The 16,732-nt window shown below is 69.7% G+C and carries 14 protein-coding genes; 11 read left to right on the forward strand and 3 right to left on the reverse strand.

The genetic code is table 11. The features are described 5' to 3' along the window. The first annotated feature begins 302 nt into the window (after positions 1–302). Positions 303–2,318 (forward strand): asparagine synthase (glutamine-hydrolyzing), encoded by a 2,016-nt coding sequence (gene asnB, locus VT85_RS02355; protein ID WP_068409925.1) that lies wholly within the window; start codon positions 303–305, stop codon positions 2,316–2,318. 115 nt (positions 2,319–2,433) lie between these two features. Here the strand turns inward: asnB and VT85_RS02360 are convergent, their stop codons facing one another. After that, the gene (locus tag VT85_RS02360) at positions 2,434–3,027 is read right to left on the reverse strand and encodes a hypothetical protein (protein ID WP_156512631.1); all 594 of its coding nucleotides are present in this window, start codon (positions 3,025–3,027) and stop codon (positions 2,434–2,436) included. A gap of 251 nt (positions 3,028–3,278) precedes the next feature. Here VT85_RS02360 and VT85_RS02365 point away from each other — a divergent pair, with 251 nt between their 5' ends. Next, positions 3,279–4,340 (forward strand): fatty acid desaturase family protein, encoded by a 1,062-nt coding sequence (locus tag VT85_RS02365; RefSeq protein WP_068409931.1) that lies wholly within the window; start codon positions 3,279–3,281, stop codon positions 4,338–4,340. Positions 4,341–4,390: 50 nt separating this feature from the next. Here VT85_RS02365 and VT85_RS02370 read toward each other — a convergent pair whose 3' ends face one another. After that, positions 4,391–5,782, reverse strand: coding sequence for a PhoPQ-activated pathogenicity-related family protein (locus VT85_RS02370; protein ID WP_068409938.1), 1,392 nt, complete (start codon positions 5,780–5,782; stop codon positions 4,391–4,393). A gap of 191 nt (positions 5,783–5,973) precedes the next feature. Continuing rightward, entirely contained in the window at positions 5,974–7,740 is a 1,767-nt protein-coding gene (locus VT85_RS02375) for a rhomboid family intramembrane serine protease (protein ID WP_197491053.1), read from the reverse strand. Between the two features lie 134 nt (positions 7,741–7,874). On the opposite strand from VT85_RS02375, the gene VT85_RS02380 reads away from it, so the two are divergent. From VT85_RS02380 to VT85_RS02420, 9 genes are all read left to right on the forward strand, one after another. Next, positions 7,875–8,660, forward strand: coding sequence for an MlaE family ABC transporter permease (locus VT85_RS02380; RefSeq protein ID WP_068409940.1), 786 nt, complete (start codon positions 7,875–7,877; stop codon positions 8,658–8,660). A 129-nt stretch (positions 8,661–8,789) separates the two neighbouring features. After that, complete coding sequence (locus tag VT85_RS02385; RefSeq protein WP_068409941.1) at positions 8,790–9,242, forward strand: hypothetical protein; 453 nt, start codon at positions 8,790–8,792, stop codon at positions 9,240–9,242. Positions 9,243–9,389: 147 nt separating this feature from the next. After that, entirely contained in the window at positions 9,390–10,592 is a 1,203-nt protein-coding gene (lhgO, locus tag VT85_RS02390; protein ID WP_068409951.1) for an L-2-hydroxyglutarate oxidase, read from the forward strand. 89 nt (positions 10,593–10,681) lie between these two features. Continuing rightward, the gene (locus VT85_RS02395) at positions 10,682–11,728 is read left to right on the forward strand and encodes a D-2-hydroxyacid dehydrogenase (protein WP_068409953.1); all 1,047 of its coding nucleotides are present in this window, start codon (positions 10,682–10,684) and stop codon (positions 11,726–11,728) included. Positions 11,729–11,760: 32 nt separating this feature from the next. Beyond that, a complete protein-coding gene (locus VT85_RS02400; RefSeq protein WP_068409957.1) occupies positions 11,761–13,065 on the forward strand; it encodes a lactate racemase domain-containing protein in 1,305 nt (434 codons plus the stop codon). Then, positions 13,062–13,895, forward strand: coding sequence for an HAD family hydrolase (locus tag VT85_RS02405; RefSeq protein ID WP_068409963.1), 834 nt, complete (start codon positions 13,062–13,064; stop codon positions 13,893–13,895). Before VT85_RS02400 ends, VT85_RS02405 begins: the two co-directional genes overlap by 4 nt. 202 nt (positions 13,896–14,097) lie before the next feature. After that, positions 14,098–15,207, forward strand: a complete 1,110-nt coding sequence (locus VT85_RS02410) for a DUF1559 domain-containing protein (RefSeq protein ID WP_068409966.1) — start codon at positions 14,098–14,100, stop codon at positions 15,205–15,207. Positions 15,208–15,540: 333 nt separating this feature from the next. Next, a complete protein-coding gene (locus VT85_RS02415; protein WP_068409969.1) occupies positions 15,541–15,729 on the forward strand; it encodes a hypothetical protein in 189 nt (62 codons plus the stop codon). Positions 15,730–15,758: 29 nt separating this feature from the next. Then, positions 15,759–16,556, forward strand: coding sequence for an endonuclease/exonuclease/phosphatase family protein (locus tag VT85_RS02420; protein ID WP_082858305.1), 798 nt, complete (start codon positions 15,759–15,761; stop codon positions 16,554–16,556). The last annotated feature ends 176 nt before the right edge of the window (positions 16,557–16,732 follow it).

Consider the following 16,732-nt stretch of genomic DNA (forward strand, 5'->3'; position numbering starts at 1 on the left):
GGGAAAGCCTTGCAGCGGGCCGGATGGCCGCCTCGGAGCGGCTTTCGGTCGGAATTTCGGGATGATCCGGGATGCGCGGGCGGTCGGCCTCATGGCTGTCGGCGCGGGCCACGGCTCCTGGACGGCGGCGGGCCGGAAATCCTCGGTTCGGGGCCTGGGTCGCGGGGCCGCATTCCCTTCGGCATCCGTCCGAGGTTGTCGAGGCATGGTATAGTTGAAAGCCGGGGGGACGGGCAGACTCTGACGTTCGGCTCACCGGGACCGTCGGGGACGATGCAACGAGCCCAGGAGATTCAGCAACCATGTGCGGCATCGCGGGGGCCTTGGATTTACGGGATCGGCGCGAGTTTCCGGCGGCTCGGTTGCTGGCGATGACCGCCGCGATCGCTCATCGCGGGCCGGAAGACGAGCAAATCCACATCGAGCCCGGCGTCGCCCTGGGCGCGCGTCGGCTGGCGATCGTCGACCTGGCGGGGGGGCGGCAGCCTCTCTGCAACGAGGACGGGACCGTCTGGGTCGCCCAGAACGGCGAAATCTTCGAGTATCCTGAAATTCAACAGGAACTCCTCGCGCGAGGGCATACGCTCTCCACACGCTGCGACACCGAACTCTGGGTCCACCTATATGAGGACCTGGGCCGGGGGATGTTCGAGAAGGCCCGGGGCCAGTACGCCGTCTCGCTCTGGGATCGCAAGGAGCGCACCTTGCTCCTGGGCCGGGACCGGGTGGGGATCTGCCCGCTCTATTACGCCGAGGTCGACGGCTGGCTCCTCTGGGGCTCCGAGATCAAGGCCCTGCTCGCCTCGGGGATGATCGACGCCCGCGCCGACCGGCGGGGGATCGACGTCTTCTTCAACACCTTTTGCGCCAGCACCTCGCGGACGTTCTTCGAGGGGATCAACATCATCCCCCCCGGCCACTTCCTGTCCGTCCGCGACGGTCGGATCGAGACGGTCAAGTACTGGGACCTGGACTTCCCCGACGCCGGCGACGAGCGCCGGATGAAGGACCCCACGCCGCTGATCGACGAGCTGGAGCACCTGATGCGCCAGGCGGTCGAGCGTCGGCTCCGTGGCGACGTGCCGGTGGTCAGCTACATCAGCGGCGGGCTCGATTCGACGGTGGTCCTGGGCCTCAGCTCCCGCCAGCGCGGGCACGCGGTCCCGTCGTTCACCATCGGCCTGAACAACGCCGGCCCCGACGAGCGGTCGCAGGCCGTGGAGTCGGCCGAGGCGCTGGGCTCGAAGCTGACGATGGTCACGATGAACCGCACGGACATCATCAACGCCTATCCCGAGCTGATCCGGGCCGCGGAAGGCCCGGTGATGGATTCCTCGGCGGCCTGCCTCATGCAGCTCGCCAAGGCGGTCCACGCCCAGGGGTACAAGGTCGCCCTGACCGGCGAGGGAGCCGACGAGGCGCTCGCGGGCTATCCCTGGTTCAAGAGCCAGCAGGTCCGTAACGTGATGCGTCGGGTCGCCGGCAACTGGCTCCCGGCCGGCATCCGGAACGTGATCGTCCATTCGATGCACGGCGACCCCGCCCACCTCCCCCCCCGCCACGGCTTCCAGGGGGTCCGCCCGGCGCAGCAGGACGTCTACGACCTGATGGCCCAGTCCCGCAGCTTCCTCTATTCGGGGGAGATGTGGGACGGCGTGGGCGAGTTCTCCGCCTACGACGACCTGCGAATCGACAATCCGAACTTCACCCGATGGGCGCCCCTGAATCAGTCGCTGTACGTCGGCTATCGGGTGATGCTCGCCGGGCTTCTGCTCCACGGCAAGGGGGACCGGGTCGCGATGAATTCGTCGGTCGAGGGCCGCTACCCGCTGCTCGACGAGGACGTCGTCGCCTTCTGCGCGTCGATCGCGCCGGAATACAAGCTGAAGGGTCTCACCGACAAGTGGATCTTGCGGCAGGTGGCCGCCCGGACGCTCCCCAAGAAGATCGCCAACCGGCCCAAGACCATGTTCCGCGCCAGCCGGTCCGAGGCCTTCTTCGACGCCGGCCGCCCGGCCTGGGTCGACCAGTTGCTCAGCCCGGAGTCGCTCCGCAAGACCGGCTACTTCGACGTCGAGGGCGTGGCCCGCGAGGTCGCCGCGCACGGGCGGTTCCCGAAGTTCACGCCCAAGCGGATCATCATGGACCTGAGCCTGACCTGCGTGGCCGCCACCCAGCTCTGGCACCACACGTTCCTCGGCGGCGGCCTCTGCGAACTGCCCACCTGGACCCCCAAGCGGTCCGGCGTCGGCGAATCCCCCGCCGGCCTCGACCTGTCGACCTACAACGGGGCGGTCCCAAGTCGGATCGGATCCTGAATCCGATCCCGATCCCGACCTGAAATGCGACGAGGCCGCCGCGCCATCCCGATGAGGGAAGGCGCGGCGGCCTCGTTTCGCTTTCGAAGTCCGGCGGAGCGGAGGCGAAGGCTCGTCAGTGGGCCCTGCGGATCCAGCCGGCGATGCCGAAGAGGGCCAGCGACCAGGAGACGCCGTAGATGAGGTAGGCGTAGGGGTCGAACTGGGCCATCAGCATGCCCGTCGCCCACATCTGCACCGCCGGGATGAAGAAGAGGGGCGTGAACAGCCAGGCCAGCGACGCGAACAGGAACGTGCTCAACGTCCCCCAGACCGCCTTGAACCACGGGTTCTCGATCCCGACCAGCGAGTTCAGCGACACCACGTTGAACGACAGGATCAGGAACGTCGTCCAGAGCTTGGCCGCCAGATTCACCGCCGCGCTCCGACGGATCCAGTGCCGCCCCGCCAGGGCGCGCATCACCCCGAAGACGCAGACCAGCTCGACGAACCAGATCGCCAGATAGCGCAGGTCGCGCCGCGAGACCGGCTCCGCCAAGGCCTGGCAGACCAGGAACGCCAGCAGGTGGACCACGCCGACGCCGGCCAGCGCCCGAGGCCAGCGCGGGTCGTCCAGCGTCCGGCTCATGTCCTCCCTGAGCGAGGCCCGCCAGCGATGCAGGCCCTCGACCGCCTCGCCTCCCGGCTCCCAGGCCGGCGAAATCTCCAACGAATCCTCCTCGGCCGTCGGAACGCCCGAAGCCGCGCGCGAGAACGCTTTCCGCTGAGACGCCACCGGCATGATCCCCGTCCCCCCTCGTCGCCCATGACTCGACCTGGCCGACACGGCCGCCTTCCCTGGTATCCTTCCTCAACTGTACCCGATTACGTGGTAAAATGAGGGGGATGCGGGGCATAAACCGCAGTCGATTGTGCTCGGTGGATCGGATGAACCATCTGGCGAAAGGTGCTTGAACATCCATGACGCGCACGACGACGATCGAGAAAGAGGTCGACTCGGACTGGAGTTGGGACCAGACGCATCGCGCCCTGGTGCCGCTGCTCCGAGCGGACAACTCCACGAATCTTCGATATCTGCTGGGCGAGTACGTCGGCCTGATCGGTTCGTTGGCGGCCTGCGTCGCCGCCTATCGGGCCTGGGGGGACGGCGGGCTGTCGACCGGGGCTTTCGCGGTCCTGGCGACCCTGGGCGTGGTCGCCGTGGCGGTGTTCCAGCACCGGCTCTCCGGGCTGGGGCATGAAGGCTCGCACTACGCGCTGTTCCGGAACCGACTGGCGAACGAGCTGGCGTCGGACCTGCTCTGCATGTTCCCCCTGATGGCGATGACCCAGCGGTTCCGCGTCACGCACCTGGGGCATCACCAGTTCCTCAACGACCCGGAGCGCGACCCGGACGTGGCGCGGCTGCACTTCGACGGCGACCGCTACCCGTTCCCGATGCCGAGGCCCCGGTTCTGGTATCGCTACGTCGTCCTCTCGGCCTGGCTGCCGACGCTGATCCGCTATCTCTTCGGGCAGGCGAAGAACGCCAACGCGACGATGGGCCTTCGCGAGCCCCGCGCGCCCTATCGGTTCAGGGTCGGACGCTGCCTGCGCGGGAGCTATTGGCTGCCGATGCTGGCCCTCGTCCACCTGTCGGGATCGTGGCCGATCTTCTTCCTGTTCTGGGTGCTGCCGCTGCTGACGGTCTACCCGTTCCTGATGCAGCTTCGCGAGATCGCGCACCACAGCAACGCGCCGGCGGAGGGGGAGTTCGCGCACTCGCGGAACTTCCACTGCAACCCGCTGTTCAACTTCTGCGTCTTCCCGTACGGGCAGGACTACCACCTGACCCACCACGTCTTCGGGCTGATGCCGCACTACAACCTGGCGGCGGCGGACCAGATCCTGCGGAACTACCGGCCGTACCGCGAGGAGGCCGTCTCCTGCCACGGGTATTTCTTCCGGAGGCTGGGGAAGCCGGGGCCCACGGTGCTCGAGGTGCTGGCCGATCGCCGGGGCTCGGTCCCGGCCCGCGCCTGATCGCCCGGGGCGATCGGCGCGGGCCGTGAGCGTGGGAGGAGCGGCCGGTTTCAGCGGCCGGCGGCCGCGCCGACCGGCGCGGCGGTCTCGACGGGCTTGGCGTCCTTCGTCTTCGCCTTGGCGTCGACGCCGGGCTCGAAGAAGGTCGTCGTCAGGTGGTAGGGAAGGCCGTCGAACTCATACTCGAGGTCGGCGTACACGGCGCGGTGGCCTTCCTCCGGCGCGGTGACGATGGCCGAGACGATCGCGCCGGGCTCCAGCGGCTTGGCTTCCCACTTGGACTTGCGGAAGTCGCGATCGGCGGCCGAGGCGGTCCAGAGCCGGGCCGACTTCGGCGGCGGGTCGGAGTTGATCTTGAGCGTGTACTGATCCTTCGCGCCGGGCTCGAAGGTCCAGTCCAGCTTCGGCATGGGGCGGCCGGTGACGCTGCTGCGGAAGAAGACCGAGAGGCCGTTGAAGACCCACGAGCGGTCGCCGTCGAGGCCGTGGCCGGCGTTCGGCAGGCCCATCAGATACTTGGCCCCCGCCAGGCCGTCCCAGTAGAGGTCGATCGCGTTGAGGGTCCAGTAGGGGTCGTTGGCGCCGTTGAGCAGGAACTTGGGCTTGTCGGCCAGGCGGTCGCGATAGGTGTAGGGGTCGACCATCCGCCAGAGCTTGGTGCCGGGGCCGGTCTTGACCTGCTCCATCAGCCCTCGCTTGACGTAGTCGTCGATCTGCTCGCTGTAGGCTCCCCAGACGTCGAGCTGGTTCTGGCCCTGCTCGCCGATGTTGAGCATGACGATGACCATCGGGGCGATGGCGATCACCCGATCGTCGACCGCGCCGGAGAGCCAGGTCGTCCAGCCCCGCTTCGAGGCCCCGGTGACGACGAACCGGTCGACGTCGAGCTGGCGGGTCTCCTTGGCCCAGGCCTGGACGGCGTCCATCGCCTTGACGGCGCTCTTGGTCATCGGGAACAGCAAGGGCCAGTTCTCGTCCTTGGTCTCCAGGTAGCGGATGAAGGTCTCGGCGATCAGCTCGTCTTCCTTCTTGTCTCCCAGCAGCGGCTGGTTGGGGACCTGGCTCAGCAGGGCGACCCGGCCGCCGGAAAGGTTGGCGAGCGTCAGCGCCAGTTTCTCCATGTCGGGGCCGGGCCGGTTGCCGGTGCTGCCGCCGGTGATGAACAGGAGCACGGCGTCGTCGTACGTGGTCTTCGGACCCTCGTAGATCCGCAGGCTGTGGGTCCAGGGGATCCCCTGCCAGACCTGGGAGGTCAGGTCCAGGACCGAGACCTTGCCCCCTTCGATCTCCTTGACCTCGACCTGTTTCCAGGCGAAGGCGGGGTCGGCCTTCTTGACGTATTCGTCGAGGTCCGCGCGGCAGGGAGCCGGGGCGGACGCCAGCCCGGCGACGATTGCGAGCAGCAACGCGACGGGGGAACCGCGATGGGAGATGAACCGCACCGATGACGCTCCTGGGAGAAGGGATGGACGGTCGCGAAAAACGGCCGTGGTGAAGCGCGCCGGGCCGACGTCGCCCGGCCGAACGCGACCGGCGTCGGGAAGAACTCCCGCGCGGGTCGCGGCGGAGCGATCCTATCAGGTCATCTGGATGCAGACAATCCACCCGCCCCCTGGATTTGGATGCAGGCAGTCTAGCGTTCGTCGGCTTCCTCGTCGCCTTCCAGGTCGCCCAGGCCCTCGGCGCCGAGATACGCGCGCTCCAGTTCCCGGCGCTCCTTCTCATGGTGGACCGAGGCCGCGACGTGGTTCACGAAACCGTCCGGCCCTTCCAGCCAGGCGCGGTCCCCGGTCTCCTCGAACTTTTGGACGGCCGCGATCCCGGCCACCTGCTCGCGCTGGGCCGAGGCCAGGAGATCTGCGACCTGCTGGAGTTTCGGGTCCGAGGCCCGGACCCGTCCGACGTCGGTCAGATTGGCCCGGCCCTGGCGGTCGAGCCGGGCGAGCACCTCGGGGAGCCTGGCCTTCGCGTCGGCCTCCTCGCCCAGGTTCAGCAGGTCGACGACCTCCTGGTTCCCCTTCGCGGTCTCGATGAATCGTCGGTAGGCGGGGCCGATCTGGCGGGCGAAGTCGCCGAAGCGGTCGCGGGCGTCGAGCGTCCCGGCCCGCCAGCGCACGGCCCCCTCGCCGACGCCGACCATCACAGCCGCGACGACCCCCGACATCACCACCGACCGCGCCAGGCCTCGCGTCGACCGCTTCGCCGGCCAGGGCCGCGCGAGCACCAAGCCGGCCAGGAAGCCGGTCGCCAGCCCCCCCATGTGCGCGGCCTGGTCGATCATCGGGATGACCGCGCCGAGGAGGGTGTTGAATACCACGAACCCCAGGGCGCTGGAGCGGAGCGGGCGGAGGACCGTGGCCGGCACCGCCCGCCGGTGGAGGAGCAGGAAGGCCAGGAGCGCGCCGAGGACTCCGAAGATCGCCCCGGACGCCCCCACGCTGTCCCGCGCCGGAGGCGTCGCCATGCTGGCGATCGCCCCGCCGACGCCCGCCGCGAGGTACAACGCCGCGTAGCTGAGGTTGCCGTAGAACCGCTCGACCAGCGGGCCGATGTTCATGAGCGCCCACATGTTCACGGCCAGGTGGATCAACCCGCCGTGCAGGAAGACGCTCGCGGGGAGTCGCCAGATCTCGCCGCCGAGGGCCACCCGGACGGCGTCGTTGGCCCCCCAGGCGAGGCGGTCGCCGTGCCCCGGCGTCATCGGGTCGACGCCCGTCGCGGTCATGACCCCGAAGACCCCGACGCAGGCGGCGACGATCCCGTAAGTCACGAACGTCGAGGGGGTCGCGGCGAGCAGATCGGCGTGGAAGTTCGCGATGTCGGCCCCGAACGACCGGAGCCGCCGATCCGCCTCGACGATGCCGGGGAGGGCCTCGGCGATCCGTCGGGCCCGCTCGGGCTCCACCCGCGGCGGCGCGGCCGCGCGGGAGGCCTCGCCCAGTTCGCGGAGCGTCTCCGCGAGCGTCAGGCCCAGCTCGGGAGCGGCCGACGAGGTCCGGACGATCCGACCCCCGCCCAGGTCCAGCTCCACGCCCCCTCCCCCGTCTGCCGCCGCCTTGGCGATGATCTCGTCACCCAGGAGGACGTACTCGACGGCGGCGCCGCGGATCGTCGGGCCCTTCGCCGATTCAGGATGGTCGTCCGTCCGCTCGAACCAGAAGAGGCGGCGGTTGGTCAGGACGACGGGGCACGGGATCGCGCCGATGGCGTGGTCGACCGTCGCGACGATGAACTCCGAGGGCTCCATCGGGAGCTTCGCCCGCAGCGCGATCCCCAGATCCCGCCCCGCGATCCGGGGCGAGAGGTGGACCTGGGGGAACGGGCCGAGCCGCGCGCAGGCCGCCAGCACGAACAGGTTCCAGGGGGTGATCGTCGCGTCGGGCTGGGTCACGTCGGTCATCGCGATCTCGGAATCCTTCGTGGACCGCCGTCGATCCACGGCGAGGAGGCGGGTCGGCATCGTCCTGCATTGTCAGTATCCTGGATGTCGGCGTAAAGGCGGGTTGGGCGACGGAGAGGGGGACGGGCCTGGACATGGAGACCATCATCACCGGGCCGATCCGCCTCGCGGGCCGCTTCCTGGGCTTCGCCGCGCGGACGCTCCTGGCGCTTCCGGTCGCGCCGTTCCGGCGCGGCGGCGAGGTCGTCAGGCTGTTCGAACAGATGGCGGTCATGAGCCTGCCGATCGTGGTCGGCGCCGGCCTGAGCGTCGGCCTGGCGACGTGGTTCCAGACCCACCGGCTGCTGGCCGCCCACGGCGCGGAGGCGGCCCTGCCGAGCTTCCTGGCGGTGGCCGTGGTGGTGGAGCTGGGCCCGCTGCTGGCCGGCGTCCTGACCGCGGGCCGCGTCGGCGCGGGGCTCGCGGCCGAGATGGGCGTGATGACCCTGAACGAGGAGATCGACGCCCGGATCGTCCTGGGCGCCGATCCGATCCCCAGCCTGGTCGCCCCTCGGGTCGTCGCCTGCGTGCTGGCCCTCCCGCTCCTGACGGTCCTGGTGGACGCCTCGGCCCTGGCGGGGGCCCTGACCGCCGAGGCGACGGCGGGCAAGCTCTCGACGGAGCTGTTCTGGCGGCAGTCGCTGGTCTTCCTGCGGCTCTCGGACGTGGTCCCGGCGACCCTCAAGACGACCGTCTTCGGGCTGGTGGTCGGCCTGGTCGGCTGCTGGGTCGGCCTCAACGCGGAACGCTCGGCGGAGGACGTCGGCCGCGCCGCGACCCGAGGGGTGGTCTGGACGACCCTGGCCGTCTTCGCCGCCAACGTCGCACTCGTCCCGTTCATCCCCTGGGCGACGGGTTTGCTGGGCGTTGGAGGGCTCTGAGCGTCTCGTCGGCGATTCTCGGCGATTCGGCCGCCCGACACCTGGACGTGCGGTAGAATGGAGGAGTCGGGTTCGTCCAGGCTCCTAGCCGATCGGCGGTCCCACCATCACCTGAGGATGTACCGCACCATGCGACGACTCGCCCTGCTGGTCACGGCCGCCGCCCTGTCGACGACCTCTTCCCCGGCTCAAGCCCAGGCCGTACCGGGCGGGCCGGCGGTCCCTTCGTACCGGGTCAGCGACTACTTCGCGGCCCCCGGGCTTTACGGCACGAGCTACGGCTTCAACAGCTACGGCGTGCCGCGCACCTACACCGCGTTCTCGGCGCATCCGTGGTCGGCCTATTACGGCAACAACCTGCCCCCCAGCGGGTACATGCCGGGACGCTACGGCGTGGGGCTCTGGCGGCCGGGCTTCGTCGCGCCGGGGTATGTCTATGGGGCCCCGACCGGCGCCCATTCCTACCGCACCTTCCCCGTCACGGCGGGCACGGGCCTGACCCCGGATCAGATCGCCCCGCCTCCGCCGATCGGCGTGTATGCGCCGACCCTGGGGCCCGGCGTCGGCCTGTACGGCCAGTGAGCGAGCCTCGGCCCGCCCCGGCGCTCCCGTGAGGTCTTGTGCCGGGGGCGGCGGTCTAGGATGATGGGATGTCGCGGCCCGGCCCGGACGGGGAGGCCCGAACGGCATCCGGCCGCCGCGCGCGAATCCTGAAGACCGAGGAAGACGTTGATAGCAACCGATGTGGCGATCGTCGGTGGGGGGATCGTCGGCCTGGCGACCGCTTACCAGCTCACCCGGACGCGTCCCCAGACCCGCGTGGTCGTGCTGGAGAAGGAGGCCGACGTCGGCCGACACCAGACCGGGCACAACTCCGGCGTGCTCCATTCCGGCATCTACTACAAGCCGGGCTCCCTCAAGGCGGAGAACTGCCGCCTCGGCAAGAAGCTGATGGAGGAGTTCTGCGCCGCCGAGGGCATCCCCTACGAGATCTGCGGCAAGGTCATCGTCGCGATCGACGAGTCCGACCTCCCCGCCCTGGAGCGGATCTACGAGCGCGGCCAGGCCAACGGCGTGGTCTGCTCGAAGATCGACAAGGCCCGGCTCGCCGAGCTGGAGCCCCACTCCGCGGGCATCCAGGCCATCCACGTCCCGGAGGCCGGGATCGTCGATTATAAAGCGGTCTGCCACCGCCTGACCGAGCGGATCCGCGAGGCCGGCGGCCAGGTCCTCACGAACGCGCGGGTCACGAAGATCGTCCGCACCCACGAGAAAGCCGTGCTGACCACGGCCGCCGGCGAGGAAGTCGAGACGGCCCAGATCGTCAACTGCGCGGGACTCCAGTGCGACCGGGTCACGGCCCTCAGCGGCCAGACGCCGGACGTGAAGATCATCCCCTTCCGGGGCGAATACTTCGAGCTGAAGCCGGAGGCTCGCGGCCTCTGCAAGAACCTCATCTATCCGGTCCCCGACCCGGCCTTCCCGTTCCTCGGCGTCCACTTCACCAGGATGATCGAGGGGGGCGTCGAGTGCGGGCCCAACGCCGTGCTGGCCTTCGGCCGCGAGGCGTACAACAAGACCGACTTCAACATGGCCGACGTCCTGGAGACGATGCGCTATCCCGGCTTCCGCAAGCTGGCGTTCAAGTACTGGAAGACCGGCCTGGGCGAGATGTGGCGGTCGGCCAGCAAGGCGGCGTTCGTCAAGGCCCTCTCGCGGCTCGTCCCCGAGATCCGCGCCGAGCACCTGGAGCCCGCCCCGGCCGGCATCCGCGCCCAGGCCGTCGCCCCCGACGGCTCGATGGTGGACGACTTCCTGATCCAGGAGGCCGAGCACGTCATCAACGTCAACAACGCCCCCTCGCCCGCCGCGACCGCCTCGCTGAACATCGGCAAGACGATCGTCGACCGGCTGCTCCCCCGGCTCACCTGACCTGAGCCGAGCCCGTCCGCGACCCGAGCGGGCGGCGATCCTCCGACGTGACCCCGACGCGACCCCGACCCGCCCCCGGAGCCCACGCCATGAACCGCCGCTCGTTCCTCGCCGCCGCGTCCGCCACGTCCGCCGCCCTCGCCGCCGCGCCCGAGGGCCGGGCCGCCGCGAAGGCCGAAGGCCGGCTCAAAGTCGTCGTCCCCCGGCTGCGGCCCGAGGAGCTTTCGGACCTCCAGGCCACCGCCCCGGACGTCGAGCTGGTGGTCTGCCAGAACGAGGACGAGGCCGTCGCCCGCGTCGGCGAGGCCCAGGGGCTCTACGGCCTCCTCACGCCGCGCGTGCTCCGGGCGGGGGCGAAGTCGCTCCGATGGGCCCAGAACGGCAGCGCCGGGGTCGAGCACCTGATGGGGATCCCCGAGCTGGTCGACGGGCCGATCGTGCTGACCAACATGCAGCGCGCCTTCGCGCCGGAGATCGCCGACCAGGCCCTCGCCTACCTGCTCGCCTTCACCCGCGACATCCCCCACTTCCTGGCCTCGAACGCCGACAAGCGCTGGGGGAGCCGCCGGCCGGGAGTCGTGCTCGACGAGCTGGCGGGCAAGACGATGCTCGTCATCGGCCTGGGGGGGATCGGCTCGGAGATCGCCCGCCGGGCGTACGGCTTCGGCGTCCGCGTGATCGCCACCGACCCCAAGGTCCTGGAACGTCCGCTGTTCGTCGACGAGCTGCACCGGCCCGACAAGTTCCGCGAGCTGCTCCCCAGGGCCGAGATCGTCGCCAGCGCCGTGCCGTTGACGAAGGCGTCGACCCGGATGATCGGGGCGGAGGAGTTCGCCCTGATGAAGCCGGGGACGATCCTGATCAACGTCTCGCGCGGCAAGGTCGTCGACACCGACGCCCTGGTCGCTGCCCTCGATTCGGGCCGGGTGTCGGCGGCGGGGCTCGACGTGACCGACCCCGAACCCCTCCCCGACGGCCACCCGCTCTGGTCTCGCAACGTCATCATCACCCCCCACACCGCCGGCCAGTCCCCCGGCGGCGACCGCCGGCGCCACGAGATCCTGCGCGAGAACCTGCGCCGGTTCGCGGCCGGCGAGGCGCTGCTGAACGTCGTCGACAAGCAGGCCGGCTACTGACCGGTTCGTCCCTCCCCACAGGCCCTCGAATCATGAATCTCCCACCGCTCGCCCGCGTCCGCCAGAACATCAACCAGCCCCGCGTGGACGACGTGCCGGGGACGGTCCGCCGCCTGATCCTGGAGAGCGGGATCCGCGAGCGCGTGCCGGCCGGCGGGACGATCGCCGTGGGGGTCGGCAGCCGGGGCATCAAGAACATCGCCGTGATGGCCCGCACGACCGTCGACACGCTCAAGGAGCTGGGCTACAAGCCGTTCATCGTCGCCGCGATGGGGAGCCACGGCGGCGCGACCCCCGAAGGCCAGCGCGAGCTGCTCGCCGGCTACGACGTCACGACCGAGTCGATGGGCGTCCCGGTCAAGACCGACATGGACACCGTCGTCCTGGGCACGAACCCCGTCGGCCTGCCGATCTACTTCGACAAGAACGCCCACGGCGCCGACGGCATCGTCCTCCTGAACCGCGTCAAGCCCCACTCCGACTTCCGCGCCACCTATGAGTCGGGCATCGTCAAGATGCTCACGATCGGCCTTGGCAAGCGCGACGGCGCGACCCAGGTGCACAAGCTGGGGCTCCGGGGCCTGAAGGAAGTGCTGCCGGCCGTCGGCCGGTTCCTGCTGGCGAACACCAACTTCGCCCTGGGCCTGGCGATCCTGGAGAACGGCCGCGACGAGACCGCCGAGATCGTCCCGCTGGAGCCCGACGACCTGTTCGAGCGGGAGCCCGGGCTGGTGGAGAAGGCCCGGAGCCTGATGGGCCGGCTGCCGTTCGACCAGATCGACCTGCTCGTCGTCGGCGAGCTGGGCAAGAACTACTCGGGCGCCGGCATGGACCCCAACGTCATCGGCCGGCTCATGATCGAGACCCAGCACGACTTCGCGAAACCGGTGGTCACCCGCCTGGTCGTGCTCGACGTCTCCGAGGAGAGCCACGGCAACATCGTCGGCGTGGGCTTCGCCGACCTGACCACCGAACGCCTGGTGGCGAAGATCGACGAGGAAGCCTTCCGGATCAACGTCCTGACCTCCTGCTGCCTGGAGCGGGCGCGGATCCCGATCACCCTTCCGACCGACCGCGCCGTGATCGAGCAGGCGCTGGAGACCTGCTGGCGGATCGACCCGGCCGAGGCCCGCATCGTCGTGATGCCGAACACCCTGGAGACCGACGAACTCTGGATCTCCCGGCCCCTTGAGGCCGACGTCGCCGCGGACCCGTCGCTGACCCTCGAGACCGACTACCAGCCGATGCCGATCGACGCCGACGGCCGGCTCGACCAGGTCGCCCTCTTCCCGCACAGCGTGCAGGGGCGGCGCGCGGCGCGGGGCTCGCACGCATGAGCCGCCCGAAGTATCGGATTCTGGCGCTGGACGTCGACGGCACGCTGCTCGACCGCTCCGGGACGCTCCTGCCCAGCACCAAGGCCGCCGTGGCCCGCGCCGCGGCGGCCGGGATCCGGCCCATCCTCTGCACCGGCCGCCGCTACCGCCGGGCCTGGCCGATCGCGGCCGAGCTCGGCATCGACGCGCCGATCGTCTGCAACTCCGGGGCGATCGTCAAGGAGCCGGCCGACGACCGGACGCTCTGGCGGGCCGACCTCGACCACGACCTCGCCACCGCCCTCATCGACCTCTTCGGCGAGCGCGGGTACGACGTCGTCGCGTTCAACGACCGCCGCCACGACGAGCCCGACTTCCGGGTCTCGCGCCACCCCACCGGCCACCGCTGGTTCGACGACTACGTCGCCCAGAACCTCTCCCACGCCGAGATCGCCGCCGACTGGGCCCACGGCCCCTTCTTCCACGTCTGCGCCGTCGGCCCCCGCGAGGAGATGCTCACGCTGCAGGCGCTCGTCCTGGAATCCCACGGCGACCGGGTCCGGACGTTCGTCCAGAAGAGCCCGCGCTACCTGGGGACGATGTGCGAGGTCATCCGCCGCGACGCCGGCAAGTGGTCGGCCGTGCTCCACGTCGCCGAGCAGTGGGGCGTCGCCCCCGAGGAGATCTGCGCGGTGGGGGACGACGTCAACGACCTCCCCATGATCGAGGGCGCCGGGCTCGGGGTCGCGATGGGCCACGCCCCTCCGGAAGTCCTCGCCGCGGCCGACCTCGTCGTCCCCGACCACGACAACGACGGCGTCGCCGCGCTGATCGACGGCCGCCTCCTCTGAGCGGCCCCGCACATCTCCTAATTCATTCGTCAAAAAATCATGGCTTCATGCTTGCCGTCCCTGACGGATGGCGGCTAGACTCCGACCGCGACGAGCTTCCCTCGCGAGCCGACGGGCGATGCAGCTCATGGGCTCTCGGGGAATCCCGCCCCAGCTCCCCGCGCGCATCTTTCTCTCATCGCATCGTCGGAGGACGCCGTCCATGTCCCGAGCCAATCGTCGCGGATTCACGTTGATCGAGTTATTGGTGGTCATCGCGATCATCGCGGTCCTGATCGCGCTGCTCTTGCCCGCCGTGCAATCGGCGCGGGAGGCCGCCCGCCGCGCGCAATGCACGAACAACCTCAAGCAGTTGAGCCTGGCGGCGCACAACTTCGAGTCCACCAACGGTTTCTTCCCGCCGGGCTTCGGCGCGACGCCGACGATCAACGTCCCGCTCCATCCCCGGCCCACGCCGCTGGTCACGATGCTCGGCTATCTGGAAGGGGCGAACCTCTTCAACGCGTACAACTTCTCCTATAACCTGAACGGCATCTACAACAAGATCAACGACGGCACGATGGGCGACCCCAATATCACGGCGGGCGCGCTCCTGATCTCGGCCTATATCTGCCCGTCCGACCCGACGAGCATCAGGCTCAAGGGGATGATCGGCTATAACAACTATTTCGGGTCGATCGGCGGCACCTCCTGCCCCGAGCTGGGGCCCCCGCCGGCCGGCTACGCGGCGAACAAGACCGAGGTCGACGCCAATCAGGCGGGCGTCTTCAACGTCCGACTCGACTACGGCGCGCCGCTCCAGGTCAACGGAGCCTATAGCCCGGATTACCAGCGGGTCTCCGGAAATTGCACGATCGCGTCGATCTCCGACGGAACGAGCAACACGTCGATGTTCTCGGAGACCCTCCGCGGGACCTCGAACGCCAACGTCGCGAGCGAGCTGGACACGAGCAGCCTGCTGAACGTCTACAGCGTCGCCGCCGGGGACTTCACGACCAGCGTGCTCCCCTCCCCCGTTTCGTGCCTCGCGGGCGCCCGCCTTCGGTATCGCGGGCAGCAGTATTATCGCGGGATCGCCCCGATGGCCTTCTTCTCGCACACCCAGACCCCCAACGCCAGGACCTACGACTGCGCCAACAGCTCCGACTTCATCTGCGCCCACATCGCCGCCCGCAGCAAGCATTCGGGGGGCGTCAACGCCTCGTTCGCCGACGGCTCGGTCCGATTCATCAAGGATTCGATCAACCCCGCGACCTGGAGGGCTCTCGGCACCCGATCGGGGGGCGAGGTCGTCAGCTCCGACGCCTACTGAGTCGACCCGAATGAGTCTGTATGACGCAGATCGCCCGAAGGCGGCCGGGGACTCGTCCCGGTCGCCGTCCGGCGGGCGTATTTCGAGGTGCCCGATGAAGACCTGGATCCGCTGCTTCGCCCCCTTGCTCGCCACCGCCCTCGTCGCCGGCTGCGACGCCACGCCGAGCGGCCCTCCCACCCCCGATCGCGGCGAGGAGCTTCGCCTGGAGCAGGTGGCCGAAACACTCCGCGACTACCAACTGGGCAAGGGGAAGCCCCCAAGTCGTTCAAGGAGCTTCGGGCCAACCCCGGGGCGTCGGGCGGGGCTGAACTGGTCGCCTCCGGCGACGTCGTGGTCATCTACGGCGCCCCCTTGCCGGACACGAAGGAGGAGGGAGGCGGCAGCCCCAACGAGGAAATCCTGGCCTATGGCAAGGACGTCCCGACCAAGGGGGGCGCCGTCCTGCTCCTCAACCGCACCGTCCGCCGAATGACCGCCGACGAGTTCAAGGCCGCCCCCCAGGCCAAGCCCGCCCCCTGAACCGCCGCCCCGCCCCTGGAGCCCGCCCGATGAATCGTCGCACCTGGACGCTCGCCCTCGCCGCTTCCCTGTCCGCCACCCTCGCCGCGCCGAGCTTCGCCGACGAGCCGACGCGGCTGCGGATCCTCAGCTACAACATCCACCACGGCGAGGGGATGGACGGCAAGCTCGACCTGGAGCGGATCGCCGGGGTCATCAAGTCGGTCGACCCCCACGTCGTCGCCCTCCAGGAAGTCGATCGCGGCGTCGCGCGGACGCAGGGGGTCGACGAGCCGGGCGAGTTGGCGAGGCTCACCGGGATGACGCCGATCTTCGAGCGCAACATCGTCTTCCAGGGGGGCGATTACGGCAACGCCGTGCTGACCCGCCTGCCGGTCACGGCCTGGCGGAACGTCCACGTCCCGTCGCACTACGTCGGCGAACAGCGCGGGGCGCTCGTGATCGAGCTGACGGCGCCCGACGCCGAGAAGACGCAGATCCGGTTCATGGCGACCCACATCGACTATCGCGGCGACGACGCCGAGCGGATGGACTCGGTCAATAAGCTGGAGGAGGTCGCCCGCGAACACCCCGAGCGTCCCACCCTGCTCGTCGGCGACCTCAACTCCCTCCCCGACAGCCGGGTGATGAAGGCCTTCGGCGAGAACTGGACCCGCACCGATTCCTCCCCCCTCCCCACCTTCCCCGCTGACAAGCCCGACCGCCAGATCGACTACGTCCTCGTCCGCCCCGCCCCGCGCTGGAAGGTCGTCGAATCCCGGGTCCTCGACGAACCCGTCGCCTCCGACCACCGCCCGCTGCTGGTGGTGCTGGAACTCGTGGATTGAGCACGCGGGGGAACGCCCCTGACGGATGAGTGCGAACGGCCCGACCACCGCTCGCCCCGTTGGATCGAGGATGCTAAGATCCTCCCCGAGTCAGGCCGCGCCGCCGAGGTCGTTGGTCAGGCCGAGCCTGGGATGGAATGCACAACGAACGACGGCTTCCTGGACCGAATCCAGCA

Source organism: Planctomyces sp. SH-PL62 (assembly GCF_001610895.1).
Taxonomy (GTDB): Bacteria; Planctomycetota; Planctomycetia; order Isosphaerales; family Isosphaeraceae; genus Paludisphaera.